Annotated in this window: 17 protein-coding genes; 9 read left to right on the top strand and 8 right to left on the bottom strand. The window is 68.9% G+C overall.

Annotation, left to right across the window (positions count from 1 at the left end; all coding sequences use genetic code 11):
• Positions 1 to 4 precede the first annotated feature (4 nt).
• On the bottom strand, positions 5 to 769 hold the full coding sequence (locus tag VGC18_RS14765; RefSeq protein ID WP_331098740.1) for an SDR family oxidoreductase: 765 nt from the start codon (positions 767 to 769) through the stop codon (positions 5 to 7).
• 71 nt (positions 770 to 840) lie between these two features.
• Here VGC18_RS14765 and VGC18_RS14760 point away from each other — a divergent pair, with 71 nt between their 5' ends.
• Complete coding sequence (locus VGC18_RS14760; RefSeq protein ID WP_331098738.1) at positions 841 to 1959, top strand: acyltransferase family protein; 1119 nt, start codon at positions 841 to 843, stop codon at positions 1957 to 1959.
• 12 nt (positions 1960 to 1971) lie between these two features.
• On the opposite strand, the gene VGC18_RS14755 is transcribed toward VGC18_RS14760, so the two are convergent.
• Positions 1972 to 3534, bottom strand: a complete 1563-nt coding sequence (locus VGC18_RS14755) for an MFS transporter (RefSeq protein ID WP_331098736.1) — start codon at positions 3532 to 3534, stop codon at positions 1972 to 1974.
• Positions 3531 to 4109: a PadR family transcriptional regulator gene (locus VGC18_RS14750; protein WP_331098735.1), complete on the bottom strand. Its 579-nt coding sequence runs from the start codon at positions 4107 to 4109 to the stop codon at positions 3531 to 3533. The genes VGC18_RS14755 and VGC18_RS14750 overlap by 4 nt, the downstream gene beginning before the upstream one ends.
• A gap of 150 nt (positions 4110 to 4259) precedes the next feature.
• On the opposite strand from VGC18_RS14750, the gene VGC18_RS14745 reads away from it, so the two are divergent.
• From VGC18_RS14745 to VGC18_RS14720, 6 genes are all read left to right on the top strand, one after another.
• Complete coding sequence (locus VGC18_RS14745; protein WP_331098733.1) at positions 4260 to 5588, top strand: bifunctional o-acetylhomoserine/o-acetylserine sulfhydrylase; 1329 nt, start codon at positions 4260 to 4262, stop codon at positions 5586 to 5588.
• 89 nt (positions 5589 to 5677) lie between these two features.
• Positions 5678 to 6910, top strand: a complete 1233-nt coding sequence (metX, locus tag VGC18_RS14740; RefSeq protein WP_331098731.1) for a homoserine O-acetyltransferase MetX — start codon at positions 5678 to 5680, stop codon at positions 6908 to 6910.
• Positions 6911 to 7026: 116 nt separating this feature from the next.
• Entirely contained in the window at positions 7027 to 7644 is a 618-nt protein-coding gene (locus VGC18_RS14735; RefSeq protein WP_331098729.1) for a DNA-binding response regulator, read from the top strand.
• A 115-nt stretch (positions 7645 to 7759) separates the two neighbouring features.
• Entirely contained in the window at positions 7760 to 8842 is a 1083-nt protein-coding gene (locus VGC18_RS14730; protein ID WP_331098727.1) for a sensor histidine kinase, read from the top strand.
• Positions 8839 to 10089 carry a hypothetical protein gene (locus VGC18_RS14725; protein ID WP_331098725.1) on the top strand — a complete coding sequence of 417 codons (1251 nt, stop codon included), beginning with the start codon at positions 8839 to 8841 and terminating at the stop codon, positions 10087 to 10089. Before VGC18_RS14730 ends, VGC18_RS14725 begins: the two co-directional genes overlap by 4 nt.
• A 36-nt stretch (positions 10090 to 10125) precedes the next feature.
• A complete protein-coding gene (locus tag VGC18_RS14720; protein ID WP_331098723.1) occupies positions 10126 to 10797 on the top strand; it encodes a response regulator transcription factor in 672 nt (223 codons plus the stop codon).
• A 9-nt stretch (positions 10798 to 10806) separates the two neighbouring features.
• On the opposite strand, the gene VGC18_RS14715 is transcribed toward VGC18_RS14720, so the two are convergent.
• The 5 genes from VGC18_RS14715 to VGC18_RS14695 form a co-directional block, all read right to left on the bottom strand.
• Positions 10807 to 12054 (bottom strand): MFS transporter, encoded by a 1248-nt coding sequence (locus VGC18_RS14715; RefSeq protein ID WP_331098721.1) that lies wholly within the window; start codon positions 12052 to 12054, stop codon positions 10807 to 10809.
• Positions 12055 to 12237: 183 nt separating this feature from the next.
• Positions 12238 to 13035, bottom strand: coding sequence for an SDR family NAD(P)-dependent oxidoreductase (locus tag VGC18_RS14710; protein WP_331098793.1), 798 nt, complete (start codon positions 13033 to 13035; stop codon positions 12238 to 12240).
• 143 nt (positions 13036 to 13178) lie between these two features.
• The gene (locus tag VGC18_RS14705; RefSeq protein ID WP_331098719.1) at positions 13179 to 13484 is read right to left on the bottom strand and encodes a thiamine-binding protein; all 306 of its coding nucleotides are present in this window, start codon (positions 13482 to 13484) and stop codon (positions 13179 to 13181) included.
• A gap of 46 nt (positions 13485 to 13530) precedes the next feature.
• Positions 13531 to 14901, bottom strand: a complete 1371-nt coding sequence (locus VGC18_RS14700; RefSeq protein WP_331098716.1) for a hypothetical protein — start codon at positions 14899 to 14901, stop codon at positions 13531 to 13533.
• Positions 14902 to 14932: 31 nt separating this feature from the next.
• Positions 14933 to 15754, bottom strand: coding sequence for an ADP/ATP-dependent (S)-NAD(P)H-hydrate dehydratase (locus VGC18_RS14695; RefSeq protein WP_331098714.1), 822 nt, complete (start codon positions 15752 to 15754; stop codon positions 14933 to 14935).
• A gap of 38 nt (positions 15755 to 15792) precedes the next feature.
• Here VGC18_RS14695 and VGC18_RS14690 point away from each other — a divergent pair, with 38 nt between their 5' ends.
• Both VGC18_RS14690 and VGC18_RS14685 read left to right on the top strand, forming a co-directional pair.
• A complete protein-coding gene (locus VGC18_RS14690) occupies positions 15793 to 16413 on the top strand; it encodes an HAD family phosphatase (RefSeq protein WP_331098712.1) in 621 nt (206 codons plus the stop codon).
• Between the two features lie 6 nt (positions 16414 to 16419).
• A complete protein-coding gene (locus VGC18_RS14685) occupies positions 16420 to 17502 on the top strand; it encodes an NADH:flavin oxidoreductase/NADH oxidase (RefSeq protein WP_331098710.1) in 1083 nt (360 codons plus the stop codon).

The raw sequence follows: 17502 nt of genomic DNA, 5'->3' as shown, positions 1-17502 counted from the left end.
GGGGTCATTCGGTCCGTCGCGGCACCAGTTCCCCACGCGCGACCTTGTGGGTGGCCGCCTGAGCGATCGGCTTGATCGTGATGAGGTCGAGGTTGACGTGACCGGGCAGTTCGATCGCGTGCACGATCGCCTCGGCGACGTCCTCGGCGGAGAGGGGGTCGACAACACCCTCGTAGACCGCATCGGCCTTCGACCGGTCCCCGGCGAACCGCACGAGGGAGAACTCCTCGGTCTTGACCATCCCGGGGGCGACCTCGAGAACGCGGATCGGCTCGCCGGCGAGCTCCAGGCGCAGCACGGAGACCACGGCATGCGCGGCGAACTTGGCGGCGTTGTATCCGCCGCCTCCCTCGTAGGCGACGTGGCCGGCGGTCGAGGTGACGGTGAGGATGTCGGCGACCCCGGCCTCCGCCGCCGCCCGCCGCAACAGCGGCAGCAGCGCGCTGGTGACCCGCTTGACCGCGATCACGTTCACCTCGTACATCCGCAGCCAGTCGTCGGCGGAGCCGTCCTCCACGGAGGCGAGGCCGAAGGCTCCCCCGGCGTTGTTGACGAGCGCGTGCACAGGGCCGAGCTCGAGCAGGTGATCGCGCAGGGCGTCCACCTGGGCCTGGTCGGTGAGGTCGGCGGTGAAGACGTCCGCCCCGGTCTCCGCCGCGAGCGCCTCGAGCCGGTCGGTGCGCCTGGCGACGCCGACCACGTCCCATCCGTGTGCCCGGAACAGGCGGACCGTGGCCGCTCCGATCCCCGAACTCGCACCGGTTACCACAACCCGTCGTGTGCCCACAAGGCCTCCCTCTCAACTGTCTGCCTCAACCGTAGCGCGGCTAGGGTTGAGCGATGACGACCGTGCCCGGTGCCGCGAACGCGGGGACGGCCGGCGAACGGAGGCGGCGGGTCCCGCTCTGGGACAACGCCCGGTTCCTGTGTGTCATGCTCGTCGTCATCGGCCACGGCGTGCAGCGCCTCACGGCGGAATCGGACCATGCCCTCATGGTCTACCTGTTCATCTACGGCTTCCACATGCCGGCGTTCGCGATGATCAGCGGCTACTTCTCCAAGGCCAGCCCGCCGACGACGAGGCAGATGAAGAAGGTTCTCACGGACATCCTCCTGCCGTACGCGATCATGCAGATCATCTGGACGGTGGTCCAGTATTTCGCGGAGGGATCGACGAGCCTCAACCCGACGACGCCGCACTGGACGCTGTGGTTCCTGCTCGCCCTCGGCGTGTTCCGGCTGGTGCTGCCGTACCTCGTGCTCGTCCGCTGGCCGCTGGCCTGGGCGGTCCTGTTCTCCGTGGGGGTCGGCTACCTCGACAACGTCGACAGCACCTTCTCGCTGTCGAGGGCGATCGGCATCCTGCCGTTCTTCGTGCTCGGCTGGCAGCTGCGCCAGTGGAAGATCATCGAGAAATGGCATGTCGTCGAGCGGCAGACCTGGGTCATCCGGTCGGCCGCGGTCACGGTGTTCGTCGCCTGGGCGGCCGCCATCGTCCTGTTCATCGGCTTCTGGAAGTCGATCGACGTGCACTGGCTGTTCTACGACGACTCCTACGACGGGCTGGGACAGAGCGCCTGGTGGGCCGGCCTCGTGCGATTGGCCTTCCTCGGGCTGGCCGCGCTCCTCAGCGCGGCGTTCTTCGCGCTCGTCCCCCGGTCGACGACCTGGATCACCGGCTTCGGCCAGGCGACCATGTACATCTACCTGCTGCACAGCTTCATCCTGTATCCGCTGAGGGAGACGGGAGTGCTCAAGGGGCAGCAACCGTCGGACTGGCTCCTCGTGGCGATCGTCCTCGCCGCCATGGCCATCTCGATCGCCCTCGCCAGTCCCCTGGTCCGACGCGTCTTCCGCCCGCTCATCGAGCCGAGGCCGCGCTGGCTGTTCAGGGAGACGGACGACGGGCCGGCCGGCCCCTCCAAGAGGGATCCGACCGGCTCGAGGCGCGGGTCCTGACCGACCGGGAGGTCAGTGCAGGCTGACCCGCTTGGGCAGCGCGAACACCAGAGCGACGGCGGCGAGGGCGAACAGGGCGCTGACCAGCATCGCCATGGTCGCCGCGTCCCCGAAGTGCGTGGCCAGCACGGTCTTCGAGATGGCCTCGGCGGCCGCGGAGGGCGAGTGGTAGCGGCCCTCCCGCATCGCGGCACCCACCCTGTCGGCGATCTCGCGGCTCACGCCCCCCAGGTTCGCGACGCCGAACAGCACGCTCGAGACCACGGCGATGCCGATGGCGCTGCCGATGCGCTGCATGGTGCCGATGACACCACTCGCGGCACCCGCCTCCGCGCGATCCACCGTCGCGACGATGAACCGGGCGTTCGGTGCGATGAAGAACCCGTTGCCGACACCGGCGACGGCCAGCGGCCCGAGCAGGATCCAGTTGTTCAGGTCGGTCGGGGCGATGGTGAGCAGGATGACCCAGAGGGCGATCAGACCGGCGGCGACCATCGCCGTGCCGATCAGGAGGACGCCCCTCCCCAGCCTCTGCGCGAGCCTGTCGCTCTGGGTCGCACCGACGATGTTGCCGATCGCGAACGGGATCGACACCAGGCCGGACTCCAGGGCGGTGTGGCCGAGGCCGGCCTGCCAGAGCAGCGAGATGACGAAGAAGATGCTGGTGAAGGCCGCGAAGTAGATGAGCGCGAGGATGGCGCCGCCGGTGAAGGCGGGGTGGGAGAACAGATGCGGCGGGACGAGCGGGGACGCCCCCCGCGCCGCGACGGCGCGCTCCCACAGGGCGAACAGCACGAGCAGCACAACACCGCCGGCCAGCGACAGATAGGTCCAGAGCGGCCAGCCCTGGTCCTGGCCCTGGATGAGCGGGACGAGGATGGCGACGAGGGCACCCGCGAGCAGGAGCAGCCCGAGATAGTCCATCGCCGCCTTGGCGCCGGCGATCACGGTCGGGAGCACGAAGGCCGCGCCCAGCAGGCCGACGACCCCGATCGGGATGTTCACGAAGAAGATGTAGCGCCATCCGGTCGTCTCGCCGAGGGCCTGGATGAGCAGGCCGCCCACGATCGGTCCGAGCGCCGTCGACACGCCGATGGTCGCCCCCATGATGGCGAACGCCTTACCGCGTTTCATGGGCGGGAAGAGCAGCTGGATGAAGGCGGTCACCGGCGGGAAGAAGATGCCGCCGCCGAGGCCCTGGATGACCCTCGCGACGATGAGCTGGGTCGGGTCTTGCGCGAGGCCTGCCGCCAGGCTGGCCGCGGTGAAGATCGCCAGCCCGGTGAAGAACACCCACTTGTGGCCGAACCGATCTCCGATGCGGCCGGCCGGGATGAGCACGAGCCCGAAGGCGAGCGCATATCCGGAGATGATCCAGGCGAGGGTCGCCTCGTCCGCCTTGATGCTGTCCCGGATGGTCGGGAGCGCGACGTTGACGATGGTCGTGTCGAGGAGCGACATGAACATGCCCACGAGGAGCACGATCAGCGATCCCCAGGCACGACGGCTGGTCACCCCGGCCGGCGCGACCCAGGCTGGCGGCCTGTTTCCCGAGGCCTCGGTCTGTTCGGTCATGAGTTGTCACCCTTCGTGGACTGTCGTCGTTTTTCGTCGGAGATGATGTCGGGGAGCGCGGCGAGAAGCTCTTCGTGCCAGGCGATCTCCGCCCGCAGGCGCGAGAGCTGGTGCCCCATGGACCAGCCCTCCGCCACGGTGAGATAGACCATGATCTGCTGCAGGCGGGACTCGTCGGCGGCCAGTGTCTCCCGCAGCCGCGTCAGGCGCGCCAGGAGGAGATCGCCCAGTTCGTCGAGCCGATCGGGGTCGAGCCGGGCGAGAGCGAGGTCCAGCGGGTCGGGTTTGATGACGATCTCCGTCAGGCCCTGCTCTCGCAGCTCGTGCAGGGCGCGTTCGCCCTCCACGCTGATGCGGTAGACCTGGCGCTCCGGATAGTTGCCGTGCCGCTCGACGTGGTCCTCCACGATCAGCCCCTCCGCGGCGAGACGCTTCATCGCGCCGTAGACCGCGCTCGAGGCGAAGTCGGTCCAGAGGTCGATGTGCTCCTGCTCGGCCAGCTGCAGCAGGGCATGGCCGTGCATGGGCCCCCGCTCGGCAAAGGACCCGAGGATGAACAGACGGATGGAAGACACGCGACTAGTCTCGCATGACTAGTCTTGTGAGTCAACCAGAGATTACGGGATGTGTCGGGGCCATTGCCCGGCGCGTCACGGCTGCCTAGGCTCGCTTCCGAGTGGGCGACCGACCCGCCCAGTCCCGACATTCTGCCAAGGAGACCCCTCATGAGCGACGCCGCCGCATCCTGGAAATTCGAAACCAAACAGATCCACTCGGGGGCCGCCCCCGATCCCGTCACCAACGCCCGCGCGACCCCGATCTACCAGACCACCTCCTACGTCTTCAACAACGCCCAGCACGCCAAGAACCTGTTTGCGCTCGCCGAGTTCGGCAACATCTACACGCGCATCCAGAACCCCACCCAGAACGTCGTCGAGGAGCGGCTCGCCGCGCTCGAGGGCGGCACCGCGGCGCTGCTGCTGTCCTCCGGGCAGGCGGCAGAGACCGTCGCGGTGCTCAACATCGCCCAGGCAGGCGACCACATCGTCTCCTCGTCCTCCATCTACGGCGGAACGTACAACCTGTTCAAGTACACGCTGGCGAAGCTCGGCATCGAGACCACCTTCGTCGAGAACCAGGACGACGCGGAGGAGTGGGCCAGGGCCGTGCGTCCGAACACGAAGCTCTTCTACGCCGAGACCATCGGCAACCCGAAGATCAACATCCTCGACATCAAGCTCGTCTCCGGCATCGCCCACGACAACGGCCTGCCGCTCATCGTCGACAACACGATCGCGACCCCGTACCTCATCCGTCCGTTCGAGCACGGCGCCGACATCATCGTGCACTCCGCCACCAAGTTCCTCGGCGGTCACGGAACGGTCATCGGTGGCATCATCGTCGACGGCGGGAAGTTCGAGTGGAGCAAAAACGCCGAGAAGTTCCCCGGACTGACCACACCGGACCCGTCGTATCACGGCGTCAACTACGTCGAGGCGCTCGGCGACGGCATCGCCTACATCATCAAGGCGCGTGTGCAGCTCCTGCGCGACCTCGGCTCGGCGATCGCCCCTGCGAGCGCCTGGCAGCTCATCCAGGGCATCGAGACGCTGAGCCTGCGGATCGAGCGGCACGTGCAGAACGCCCAGGCGGTCGCGGAGTGGCTGGACGGCAACGAGGACGTCGCCTCGGTGAACTACTCCGGCCTGCCGTCCAGCCCCTGGTACGCGAAGGCCAACGAGTACGCGCCGAAGGGCGTCGGAGCTGTGCTGTCCTTCGAGCTCAAGGGCGGGGTGGATGCCGGGGCAGCGCTCGTCGACAACGTGACCCTGTTCAGCCACCTCGCGAACATCGGCGACGTCCGCAGCCTGATCATCCACCCGGCCTCGACGACCCACTCCCAGCTCACGCCCGAGCAGCAGCTGACCTCCGGCGTCACCCCGGGTCTCGTGCGCCTGTCCGTCGGGCTGGAGAACATCGACGACATCCTCGCCGACCTCTCCGCCGGCCTCGCCGCCGCCCGTGAGGTCACGAAGGCCGCGCAGAACGCCTAGGCTCCACGGCGGCGGTGCCCTCCGTAACCGGTGTTGCCTTCCGTAACAATCGTCTCCAGTCGTCGGCTTGTTGAGATACTTGCGTAGACATGGATTGGCAAACACCAGAGGACACCGTCCCGTCGAGCTTCGTGACCGAGGCGAACGCCCGTGCCCTCGTCGGCAAGCCGCCGCTGACGGGGGCCTGGCGCGAGGGCGACAATCCGGGCCACCGGCTGTTCGCCGCGCTCGGCCATCAGGACCTCGAGCGCGGCGGTTCGCTGCCCTCCGTGCGCATCGCCTATGAGACCTGGGGAGAGCTGGATGCGGACGGCGGCAATGCCGTGCTCGTCCTGCACGCGCTGACCGGCGACAGCCATCTGATCGGACCGGCGGAGCCGGGACACCCGACGGCGGGTTGGTGGTCTGGCATCATCGGTCCTGGCCGCGCCGTCGACACCGATCGCTGGTTCGTCGTCGCACCGAACGTGCTCGGCGGCTGTCAGGGAAGCACGGGTCCGGCCTCCCTCGCCCCGGATGGCAGGGAATGGGGCGCGCGATTTCCCTATCTGACCATTCGCGACCAGGTGGCCGCGCAGGTGGCCATGACCGACCGGCTCGGAATCGTTCGCTGGGCCGCCGTGATCGGGGGCTCGATGGGCGGCATGCACGCCATCGAGTGGGCGATCGAGTACCCGGATCGCCTCGACCGGGTGGCGATCGTGGCGGCGCCGTCGATCAGCACCGCCGACCAGATCGCCCTCAATTCCGTGCAGATCGAGGCGATCCAGATGGACCCTCGGTTCTCCGACGGCGACTACTACGAGGCGGCAGACGGCGAGGGCCCGTATCGGGGACTCGCGCTGGCCCGACGGATGGCCCTGCTCAACTACCGCTCGCCGACCGAGCTGAACGATCGATTCCAGCGGAGCTGGCAGAGCAGCGTGAGCCCGCTCGGCGCCTCCGGGAGGTTCGCCGTCGAGAGCTACCTCGACTTCCACGGCAACAAGTTCACCCGCCGCTTCGACGCGAACAGCTACATCACGCTTCTGCAGGCGATGAACTCCCACGACGTCGGGCGGGACAGGGGCGGGGTCGCCGCGGCGCTGTCCCGGGTGACGGCGACCAGCCTGGTGCTCGGGATCGACAGCGACCGGCTCTTCCCCGTCGACGAACAGGTGGCGATCGCCGCCGCCCTGCCCAGCACCATCGACGGCAACGAGGCCGTCGTGATCCACTCCGAGTTCGGCCACGACGGCTTCCTCATCGAGGACGATCTCGTGGGGCCGCAGTTGTCGAGACTCCTCGGCGCGTCGAGGGACAGGCGAGTTCCTATCACTTAGCTATGCTGGGTGTACAGAGTGGTCTGCCCACACACCCGGTTTGGGCGCTGCTCGGGGGGAAGAAATTGACTCTCACTGCCAAAGCCACCCGACCCGGTGTCATCAGGGTTGCCATCGTGGACGAGCATCGCCTCGTCGTCGACGGGATCGTCGCCCACCTCGCCCAGCGTGACGACATCGAGGTCGTCATCGGCGAATCGACCTGGCCGGGACTGCTCTCCCACGAACAGTTCCCCGTCGACGTCGTGGTGCTCGACCTCAATCTGGAGGACAGCGTCGGGATCGGAGCGAAGGTGCGCACGCTGAGCGCGGCCGGCAGCCGCACCATCGTCATGAGCAGTCATGCCGACCCGTCCTCGGTGCAGAGCAGCTTCCTGGCCGGAGCCCTGGCCTTCGTCCCCAAGACGGAACCCGCCGACGAACTGGTCAGGGCCATCCGGGCCGCCGCGATCGGCGCTCCCTACCAGAACGGCCACTTCCTGGCCGCGAGGACCGCTCCGTCCGCGACCTCGCCGGATCCGGGCCTCGGCAAGCAGGAGTACCGCGCGCTCGTGCTCTATGCCTCGGGGCGCTCCATCAGGGAGGTCGCGATGGACATGGGGACCACCGAGGAGACCGTCAAGTCGTACATCAAACGGGGCCGTCGCAAATACCGCGAGATCGGCATCGACCTCGGCACGAAGAACCTGCTCCGCCGGCACGGGATCCGCGAGGGCTGGCTCGCCTCGGAGTGACGGCGAAACGGCACGACGACGATGTGTGACTATTACTAGCGTGGAAATCATCGCCAAAGAGCGCGATCGTCTCCTCCAGCGCTCTGCCCGCGCCATCGGTTTGGCCTCGACGATCGTGGCTCTCGTATGTCTCGGCCTCGTCGGTGCGTTGCACTGGGCGGCCTTTCTGGCGGCCCTTCCGCTGTTCGCCCTCCTCGCGGTGAGCCAGATCCGCCTCGGTGGCGGCACGAGCCGGCTGTGGCCGTACCTCGGACTCGCCGCGGGCCTCGGGATCCTCGTCGTCGTCCAGCTCCCCGGCGTGCCTGCGGATCCCGCCCTGCGTTATGCGCTCGTCCCGCTCGCCGCGGCGGCCATGGCGTCCTTCGCGATCGTTCTGACGGCGACCTGGGGCGACATCGGCCTGCTCGCCGTCGCCTTCATCGCCACGACGATCCTCACCGAGCTCGCGATCCCCGGACCCCGGCTCGTCTCCGCGCAGGGGGTGACGGTGGTCACCGGATGGGTGCTCGCCACCCTGTTCGGTCGGCTGCTCGCCACCAGCCTGCCCAGGGCGGCCAGACGCATCCACAGCATCGGAAGGGCGCACCGCGCCGAGCGCCAGGCGAGCGAGATCGAGGCGCAGCGCAGGCAGGGCGCGCGGCTGCTTCACGACACCGTGCTGGCGACACTGACCCTTCTCGCCCACTCCGGGGTCGGCGTGGCCACCGCGACCCTGCAGCAGCAGGCGGCGGAGGACGCGCGCCTGCTGCGCCAGCTGAGGCTCGGCGGCCCGGTGGTCCCCTCCTCGGACGAGCACCCCCCTGAGCCGGTCGAGGAGACGCGCCTGGGGACGACCCTCGAATCGGTCAAACAGCGCTTCGGGCGGATGGGCCTCGAGGTGAGCTGGCACGGGACCGGCCAGGTGCTGCTCCCGAGCGAGGTGCTTGACGCCTTCCTGCTCGCTCTCGCCGAGTGCCTGGAGAACGTTCGGCGCCATTCCGGCGTCACCGAGGCGCACGTCACGATCACCGACGACGCGACGAGCGTCCGTGCGATGGTGACGGATGCGGGGGTCGGCTTCGATCTCAAGAACGTCGACGAGGCGCGCCTCGGCTTCAAGGACTCCGTCGTCGCCCGCATCCAAGACGTTGGCGGCAAGGCGAGGCTGTTCTCCTCCCCGGGAGCCGGAACGACCGTCGTGATCGAGGTGCCGAAGTGAGCGACGACACCCGTCCGGACGAGAACACCCTCGGAGTCGTCGTCGGGCGGCGGCACAAGGCGGGTGTGCCGGCGACCTCGACGGCGGGCAAGGCCATGCGGCAGGCGAGCGCGAGGGGTGCGAGCCTCGGGACGGGCTACCTCGGCGCCGGGGTGACGCTGCTCGCGGGCATCCAGGGCCTCTACGGCCTCATGATGTTCGCTGGCCATGTCCGTGACTATCCGAACGTCGTCCCGGCGATCGCGGCCTGGGCGATCTACGCGGTCGCGCTCACCGGCATCGCCCTGATCATCGCCGCACGCGGAGAGCGGATGGCCACCTGGCTGTTCGCCGTCTACCTGGCCGCCCTCGCTGCCACCGTGGCCCTCGACCTCGCCGCCATCTGGCCGCTGCACGACATCGGACGCTACGCGACCTCCTCGGCGTCGGCGGGCTTCGGGCTCCTCGCGGTGCTCACCCTGCGCAGGGGGCGGGAGATCCTCACCGCCGCGCTCGTGCTCGGTCTCGGCCTCGTCGGTGCGGTGATCGCGACCACTCCGCTCGTCCCGGAGCTCCTTCCCGCCCAGATCACCCTCGTCGCCGTCGCGGTGATGCCCGCGACGTTCGGCTGGGTGGTGCTGCGCCGCTTCCGGCGCATCGTGCAGCTCGAACTCGATCGCGTGCTGGTGCAGAGCACCGTCTCCGCCCCGCGATTCGCCGTCGGCATGCTCGCCTCGGAGGAGCTGGCGCGCCTCGACCTCGCCGCGGAGGAGCTGCTCGACTCGGTCGCGAGCGGTCACACCCGACTCCCCCTCGCCCCGAAGACGGCGTCCGTCGCCGCCTCCCTGGCCACCGAGCTGAGGCTGCATCTCATCGAGGGCAAGCGGGAGACCTGGCTCTACCACGCGATCACGGAATCCGAGCAGCTCGGCAAGTCGGTGACCCTCGTCGACCGCGGCAGCCTGGCCGGGTTGCTCGCCGCCCCTCAGCGCGACGGTCTGCTCGCCGCCGTCTGGCTCCTCGTCAGCGACCAGAAACCGACCGCGACCGTCGAGATCGCCCTCGGCCCCGTGATGGCGCCCGCAGACCCCCTGTCGAGGAGCCTCACGGTGCCGATCGTCATCACCACGACCTCCGTCGCCCGCAATCGGATCGATCCAGCCACCTGGGATGCCATCGGCCGGGTCGGGCGGTTCGTCGATTCGACCCAGAACTCGACCCTGCGTGTCGAGATCGAGTGCCTCGTGGCCAATCCGGCCGACCAATAGCATGCTGAACAGATAGTTCAGAGAATGGGAATTCCAGTGCCAGCACCAGACGACCGTATCCGGCTCGCCATCGTCGACGATCACAAGATGCTCCTGGGGGCGTTGACGGAATGGATCAGGAACGCGGCGAGCGACATCACCATGGTGGCGGCGGTATCGACCTGGCCGGATCTCCTCATCCACCCGGAGTTCCCCGTCGACGTCGTGCTGCTCGATCTCGACCTCAAGGACAGCATCCCGGTCTCGCTGAAGATCTCGACCCTGAAGACCGCCGGGGTCAAGACCGTGCTCATGAGCACCTATTCGGAGCCGAACGTCGTGCGGGAGGCCCTCGCCGCCGGGGCATTCGGCTATCTGGTCAAGAGCGAGGACGCCGAGATGATCGTCGAGGCCATCCGCTCGGCGACGAAGGGCGAGTCGTACGTCTCCGCGGAGCTCGATCTCGCGCTCAACGCCGTGGACGTCGGCGGCGCACCCAAGCTCAGCGCCCAGGAGCGACGGGTCATGGCGCTCTACGGCGGCGGAGAACCGGTCAAGGCGGTCGCCTTCCAGCTCGGCATCTCCGAGGAGACCGCCAAGTCGTACCTCAAGCGGATCCGGGAGAAGTACCGGGTGGCCGGCATCGATGTCGGAACCAAGGTCGCCCTCCGCAAGCGCGCGATCCTGGACGGCATCCTCATCGCCACCAGCCCGCCGAGCGATTTCTGAGGCGGCCGCTCAGGCGCGGAACGAATCGACTCCCCCGCGGTGCTCGCCGTTCAGCGTGCCGCCGCGCCTGCGCTGCAGCAGCACACTCCAGAGCGCGAGCGCGATGCCCGGCGCGCAGAGCATGAGCCCGATCCAGACCGGCGAGACGTAGCCGAGTCCCGCGGCGATCGCCAGTCCCCCGAGGTAGGCGCCGAGGCTGTTCCCGATGTTGAGCGCCGAATGGTTCGCGGCGGCGGCGAGGGTCTGGCTGTCGCCTGCGACGTCCATGAGCCTCGTCTGGATGGCCGGTGAGATCCCGGACGCCGCCAGCCCGACCAGGAACACGAAGACGAAGAGCCCGGGGATGGTGTGCGCCGTGAAGGCGAGCCCGAACAGGGACACCGCGAAGAGGCCGAAGAAGCTGAAGATCGTGGCCACCACGCTGCGGTCGGCCATCCGTCCGCCGACGACGTTGCCGATGGTCATGCCGAGACCGATCACCACAAGCACGATGGGCACGAGAGCCGGCCTGAGCCCCGTGACGTCGGTCGCGAGCGGGGCGACATAGGTGTAGACCGCGAAGAAGCCGCCGAAGCCGACCGCTCCCGTGAGCAGGCTCAGCCACACCTGGGCCCTGCCGAAGGCGGCGAGCTCGCGTTTCATGGTCGCCTTGACATCGCCCTCCTGCTTCGGCAGCAGCAGGAGGAGCGCGACGAAGGTGACGGCGAAGATGGAGGCGACGGCGAGGTAGGCGACGCGCCAGCCCGCCTGCTGCCCGAGGAAGGTGATCGCCGGAACGCCGACGACGTTGGCGATCGTCAGCCCGGAGAGCACGTAGGCCACTCCGGCGCCACGCTTGCCGGGACCCATGAGGCTGGCGGCGACGAGCGAGGCGATGCCGAAGTAGGCGCCGTGGGGCAGGCCGGCGACGAACCGCGCGGCCAGGACAAAACCGAAGCTCGGCAGGACGGCGGAGGCCACCGTCGCCAGGGTGAAGGCCGCCGCGAGCACGACGAGCAGGTTCTTGCGCGGGAAGCGGGCGGAGAACGCCGCGATGGTCGGCGCGCCGACGACGACGCCGAGGGCGTAGGCCGAGACGAGCCATCCGGCCTGAGCGTTCGCGTCGGCGGGCGACTGCGCGTAGAGCGCCGGGAGGAGATCGTGGGCGATGTTCGGGAGCAGCCCGAGGGCGACGAACTCGGTCGAGCCGATGCCGAAGCCGCCGAGGGCGAGGGCGAGCAGCGCCAGCCGGGTTCGAGCGGGAGAGAGGGTTGTCACGAGGTGGTGGACCGTTCGGATCTCGAGGGGTGCGGTAGCTCCCCATCGAGCATCCTGCCGGCGTCGTCGGCGACGAGACCATCTCTACTGTAAAACGTCCTCCGGCGGCGATCACCATCGACCGTCACGGGATCCCGTTCCCCGGTCCGGGCGCGGTCGGGCCGTCGAACGGGCGCGGTTTCCTCAGATCGCCGACCAGCCCCCGTCCGAGGCGAGGATCACGCCGTTGACGTTGGTGCCGTCGTCGCTCAGCAGGAACGTGATCGAGGCGGCCAGCTGCGCCGCCTGGGCCGGGACGGGGATGACCGTCTGCATCAGCGGTCCGAGCCTGCCCTGGGCGAGCGTCGAGGCGAAGGAGGCCTCGATGTTGGTGATCGTGGCGCCGGGGGCGACGGCGTTGACCCGGATGCCCAGCGGCGCGTACATGACCGCGGAGCTCTTCGTGATGCCGACCACCGCGTGCTTCGACGCGGTGTACGCGACGCCTGCCGCGGATCCCCTCAGCCCCGCCTCGGAGGCGACGTTGACGATGGAACCGGATCCGGCGGCCAGCATGAGCGGCAGGACGGCGCGGCTCAGGCGCATGGTGCCGAGCACGTTGATCCGGAACACCCGATCCCAGACCGCGTCGCTCACCTCGTGAACGGGGGTGAAGTCGTCCATGATGCCCGCCACGTTGGCGAGGCCGTCGACGGTTCCTCCGGCCGCCGTCATGATCGCGGCGATGTCCTTCTCATCGCTCACGTCTCCGACGACGGTGAGAAGATCCAGGTCCGGATGCTCTGCCTTGAGCTCCTCGAGACGCGGGGCGCTGATGTCGCTGGCGACGACCCTGCCGCCCTCGCGGGCGACGCGGAGCGCCGTCGAGCGGCCGATGCCCGATCCGGCGCCGGTCACGATGACCGTCTTGCCCGCGAATCGACCGGGGGTGATGACCTCGTTCCACTCGGGAATCGGGGCCGGGGATGTGACGTCCGTGATGTTCGACACGGTGTCCTTCTTTCAGATTATCCAGACCGGTCACGCGGCCGGTCTCACCATCGACGGTAGCTCGGTATGGCCCGCCCGGCGCAGGAAAAGGACAGTTCAGACGGCGAATTCGCGCCGCCCGTCCCGAGGCGGGATCAGAGCTCCTCTATCGCGCGTTCCAGCCGCTCCAGCTTGCCGGTGAGTTCCCCGGTGAACCCGGGGCGGATGTCCGCCTTGAGCACGAGCGACACCCGCGATCCGTAGGCGCCGACCGCCTCCGTGGCACGCCTGACCACGTCGAAGACCTGGTCCCAGTCGCCCTCGATCGTGGTGAACATCGCATCCGTCCGGTTCGGCAGCCCGGACTCCCTGACGATCTTCACCGCGGCAGCGACCGCGTCGTGCACGGAATCGCTCCCGTCCGGTCCGCCGCTGGGTGCCACTGAAAACGCTACGAGCATGATCTCTCTTCTCTCTTCGTGATTCGTGTTTCGTGTTTCGTGTTTCTCAGGTTGGCTCTCGGAGCGCCGGCTCGTCCAGATCGGACCGGGCCGCCTCCGGCGACTCGCGGAGCCCGAGCGGCCAGACAACGGGCAGCCATCCGCGCTCCTCGCCCACCGCGTCCTCCCTGGGCGCCCGCGACAGCCGCCACAGGACGACGACGGCCCAGCCGAGCAGGACGAACAGCAGCACGTTGCGGGCGCTGAGCACGACCAGCATGAGCACGTTCAGGCTCAGCAGCCAGCCGTAGAGGTAGGGATACACCACCTGGGTCAGGCCGGCGAGCACGAGCACCAGGATCGCGGGCACCCGGAAGGAGATCCGCCGGCGGGTGGCAGAGGTGGCCAGGCCCAGGATGACGGGCGCCGCCAGCCAGGTCATGTACTGGGGGGAGCCGACCTTGTTGATCGCGATGCAGGCGGTGACGAAGGCGAGCGACAGGGTCGGCAGGAGATCGGCGGCGGCCACCCCGTTGCGCACGGCGAGGATCGCGATGACCAGGATGGCCAGGAGCACGAGGGCGAGCAGCGGCGTCATGAGCGCGCTCGCGACCTCCACGCCCGGACCCCTGACCTGCCAGGTCAGGATGGACTGGTCGTAGTAGACGAAGGTGTTCGGCACGCCAGCCACAGCCTGCCACAGCCAGGCGGTGGTGATGGGCGCCTCCACCTGAAGTCCCCTGCCCGTCTGCTGGGTGACGAAACTGAACACGTTCAGACCGCCGCCGATGGCCAGGACGATGGCGACGATCGCGGCGCTCACGAGCACGGCGACGGCGGCGACCCTGGCCCTCTCCCTGAGCGAGACGATCATCGCGCCGATGATCGCCGCGGGCCAGACCTTGATCCAGGTGGCCACGGCGAGCACGACAGTGGCGATCCTCGGCCTGCTTGCGATCATCGTGACGCCGACGATCGCGAGCGGCACGGTGACCGAGTCGATTCTGCCGAGCGCGATCGGCCCGAGCAGCGCGAGGAAGCCCAGCCACCACCAGCCGATGCCGAGATGGCGCCGTCCTCGTCCCCATCCGACGATCGCCGCCAGCGCCACCGCGTCGAGCAGCATGATCATGCTGAGCCACGTCCCCGAATACAGCCCCGGCCCGAAGGCCCTGGCCGCGAGCATGGGCAGGATGGCGACGATCGGGTAGACCCACGAGGAGTCGATGCCGACCCAGTAGTTGGCGACGATGGCCTGATCGGTCCAGAACTTATAGACGATGCTCACATCGCCGAGCGGCAGACCGGGGGCGTAGAGGTTCAGCAGGCCGAGCCAGAGGTGCACCAGGACGAAGGCCCCCCACAGCAGGATGGGGCTGCGCAGCACCGCGCCCGTCCGGGAGGCCAGTCGCGCTCGACGGTCCGGGGTGGGGCTCATGACTCCTCAGCGTATCGGCAGGACCGGGACATCAGCCCCGAAGCAGTCCCGCGACCACCGCGGGGATCTCGGCGGCGAGGTCGAGCACGGTGAATGGACCGCCACCGCTTGCCCGTTCCGCGGCCAGCCCGTGGATGACGGATGCGGTCGCGGCCAGCCGTGCGAGCGCGCCGGTCTCGGCGGCGACCTCGCGAGAATGGGTGGCGACGAGCGCACCGAGGATGCCGCCGAGCGCGTCACCCGCGCCCGCCGTGGCGAGCCAGGACGGAGCGGACCGGGTCACGATCCGGGTTCCGTCCGGTGCGGCGACATAGGTGCTGTTGCCCTTCAGCAGGACGGTGACGCCCAACTGCTCCGCCGCCTGCACCGCCCAGGCCGCGGGGTTCGAGCCGATCTGCTCCTTCGAGGCGTCGACGAGGCGTGCCAGCTCGCCGAAATGGGGCGTGACGACCACCGGTCCGACCGCGCCGGCGAGGAGGTCGAGGGCGCCGGCGTCGATGACCGTCGGCAACCCCTGGGCGAGGGCCGCCGTCAGGCGATCGCCGGTCTCCGCGTCTCTCGTCGCGGCATCCATCCCCGAACCGATGAGCCAGGCCTGCACCCGGCCGTCCGCGGTCACCGTCTCCGGACGGCGGTGAAGCACGAAGTCCGCGGCCCGCGGCGCGCCGAGGTAGCGGACCATGCCGAGCCCCGTCCGCAGCGCGGCCTCCACGCCGAGCACGGCGGCACCGGGGTACTCCGCGGATCCCGTGATCACTCCGAGCACCCCGCGGGAGTACTTGTCGTCCTCGGGTGTCGGCACCGCGATCTGCTCTGTGGCGTCCGCGGCGGTCCAGTCGGTGAAGGTGCTCATGGCTCTCACGATAGTTTGGTTGGGGAGAGGTGGACAGGATGGCGATCAGTATCCCGGATTCCGTGGTGGTCTTCGACTACGGGGAGGTCATCTCCCGTGGTCCGAGTCAGCGGGCGAGAGCGGAGCTCCTGGCCGTCGCGGGAGTGCCGGCCGAGGCGTTCTGGAGCAGCTACTGGGCCAATCGGGACGGTCTGGATGCCGGGACGACCAGCGTGACCGAGTACTGGAGGATCGTCGAGGCGGAGGTCGGCGCGCACTGGTCGGAGTCCACCATCCAGGAGCTCTGGGTCAACGACTTCACCGGCTGGATCAGCGTCGAGCCGGAGACCCTCGACGTGATCGCCGACCTGCACGAGGGCGGGACCCGCATCGCACTGCTCTCCAACGCCGGCTTCGACTTCGTCAGCCCCTTCCACTACTCGCCCATGGCGCGGTTCTTCGAGCGCATCTTCGTCAGCGCGGAACTGTCGATGGTGAAACCGGACGCCGCCATCTACCGGACCGTGATCGCCGAGCTCGGAATAACCGCCGCCCGGATGATCTTCATCGATAACAAGCAGGTCAATGTCGACGGCGCCGAGGCCCTCGGCATCACCGGTCACCTCTTCGTCGGCCCGTCCGAGCTGCGAACGTTCCTCCACTCCCTCGCAGACAGGTAACAAGCAGTGCCAGTACCGGCCGTGTTCACGTCCCTCACCATCCGTTCGCTCACCCTCCGCAATCGCCTCTGGGTCTCGCCGATGTGCGAGTACTCCGTCGAGAAGCGGGACGGCGTGCCCACCGACTGGCATCTCGTCCACCTCGGGGCGTTCGCCAGGGGCGGGGCCGGGCTGGTCATGACCGAGGCGACCGGGGTGAGCCCGGTCGCCCGCATCTCACCGCAGGACACCGGCATCTACACGGATGAGCAGCGGGAGGCGTGGGCGCGCATCGTGTCGTTCATCCATTCGCAGGGCGCTGCCGCGGGCATCCAACTCGCCCACGCCGGGCGCAAGGCCTCGACCTATCGACCCTGGGACTCCGGCCGCGGAACCGTGCCGGTCGAGGACGGTGGCTGGCAGCCGGTCGCCCCCTCCCCCATCGGATTCACCGGATACGCGACCCCCACGGAACTGGACCGGGCGGGGATCGCCGGCGTCGTCGCCGACTTCGTCTCGGCCGCCAGACGAGCCGTCGACGCCGGCTTCGACGTCCTCGAGCTGCACGCCGCGCACGGCTACCTCGTGCACCAGTTCCTGTCCCCCCTGTCGAACCAGCGCACGGACGGCTACGGCGGCAGCCTGGAGAACCGGGCCCGCCTTCTGCTGGAGATCGTCACCGCGATCAGAGCGGAGGTCGGGGAGACCGTGCCGCTGTTCGTCCGATTCTCCGCGACCGACTACGCCGACGGCGGCTGGGACAGGGAGCAGACCGCGATCGTCGCCGGCTGGGCCAGAGACGCCGGCGCCGACTTCTTCGACGTCTCCAGCGGCGGTCTCGTCACCGGCGTCAGCATCCCCGTCGGCCCCGGCTATCAGGTGCCGCTCGCCGATTTTGTCAAACACCAGGCCGGCGTCGAGGTGAACGCCGTCGGGCTCATCACCGAGGCGGAGCAGGCGGAGGAGATCGTCTCCTCCGGACGGGCCGATGCCGTCATGCTCGGCAGGCAGATCATGCGCGACCCGCACTTCCCGCTGCGCGCGGCGCACGAGCTGGGATACGAGCTGCCGTACTGGCCGCCGCAGTACCTGCGCGCGCAGTGGGCCTAG

This window comes from Lacisediminihabitans sp., assembly GCF_036404185.1.
In the GTDB taxonomy this organism is placed as follows: domain Bacteria; phylum Actinomycetota; class Actinomycetes; order Actinomycetales; family Microbacteriaceae; genus Lacisediminihabitans.
The sequence above is the reverse complement of the archived record's forward strand: the minus strand, read 5'-3'. Positions and strand labels throughout refer to the sequence as shown.

Coding starts and splice junctions, on each gene's coding strand:
- VGC18_RS14760 (WP_331098738.1), top strand. CDS start 841: ATGACGACCGTGCCCGGTGCCGCGAACGCGGGGACGGCCGGCGAACGG.
- VGC18_RS14755 (WP_331098736.1), bottom strand. CDS start 3,534: ATGACCGAACAGACCGAGGCCTCGGGAAACAGGCCGCCAGCCTGGGTC.
- VGC18_RS14745 (WP_331098733.1), top strand. CDS start 4,260: ATGAGCGACGCCGCCGCATCCTGGAAATTCGAAACCAAACAGATCCAC.
- metX (WP_331098731.1), top strand. CDS start 5,678: ATGGATTGGCAAACACCAGAGGACACCGTCCCGTCGAGCTTCGTGACC.
- VGC18_RS14705 (WP_331098719.1), bottom strand. CDS start 13,484: ATGCTCGTAGCGTTTTCAGTGGCACCCAGCGGCGGACCGGACGGGAGC.
- VGC18_RS14700 (WP_331098716.1), bottom strand. CDS start 14,901: ATGAGCCCCACCCCGGACCGTCGAGCGCGACTGGCCTCCCGGACGGGC.
- VGC18_RS14695 (WP_331098714.1), bottom strand. CDS start 15,754: ATGAGCACCTTCACCGACTGGACCGCCGCGGACGCCACAGAGCAGATC.
- VGC18_RS14690 (WP_331098712.1), top strand. CDS start 15,793: ATGGCGATCAGTATCCCGGATTCCGTGGTGGTCTTCGACTACGGGGAG.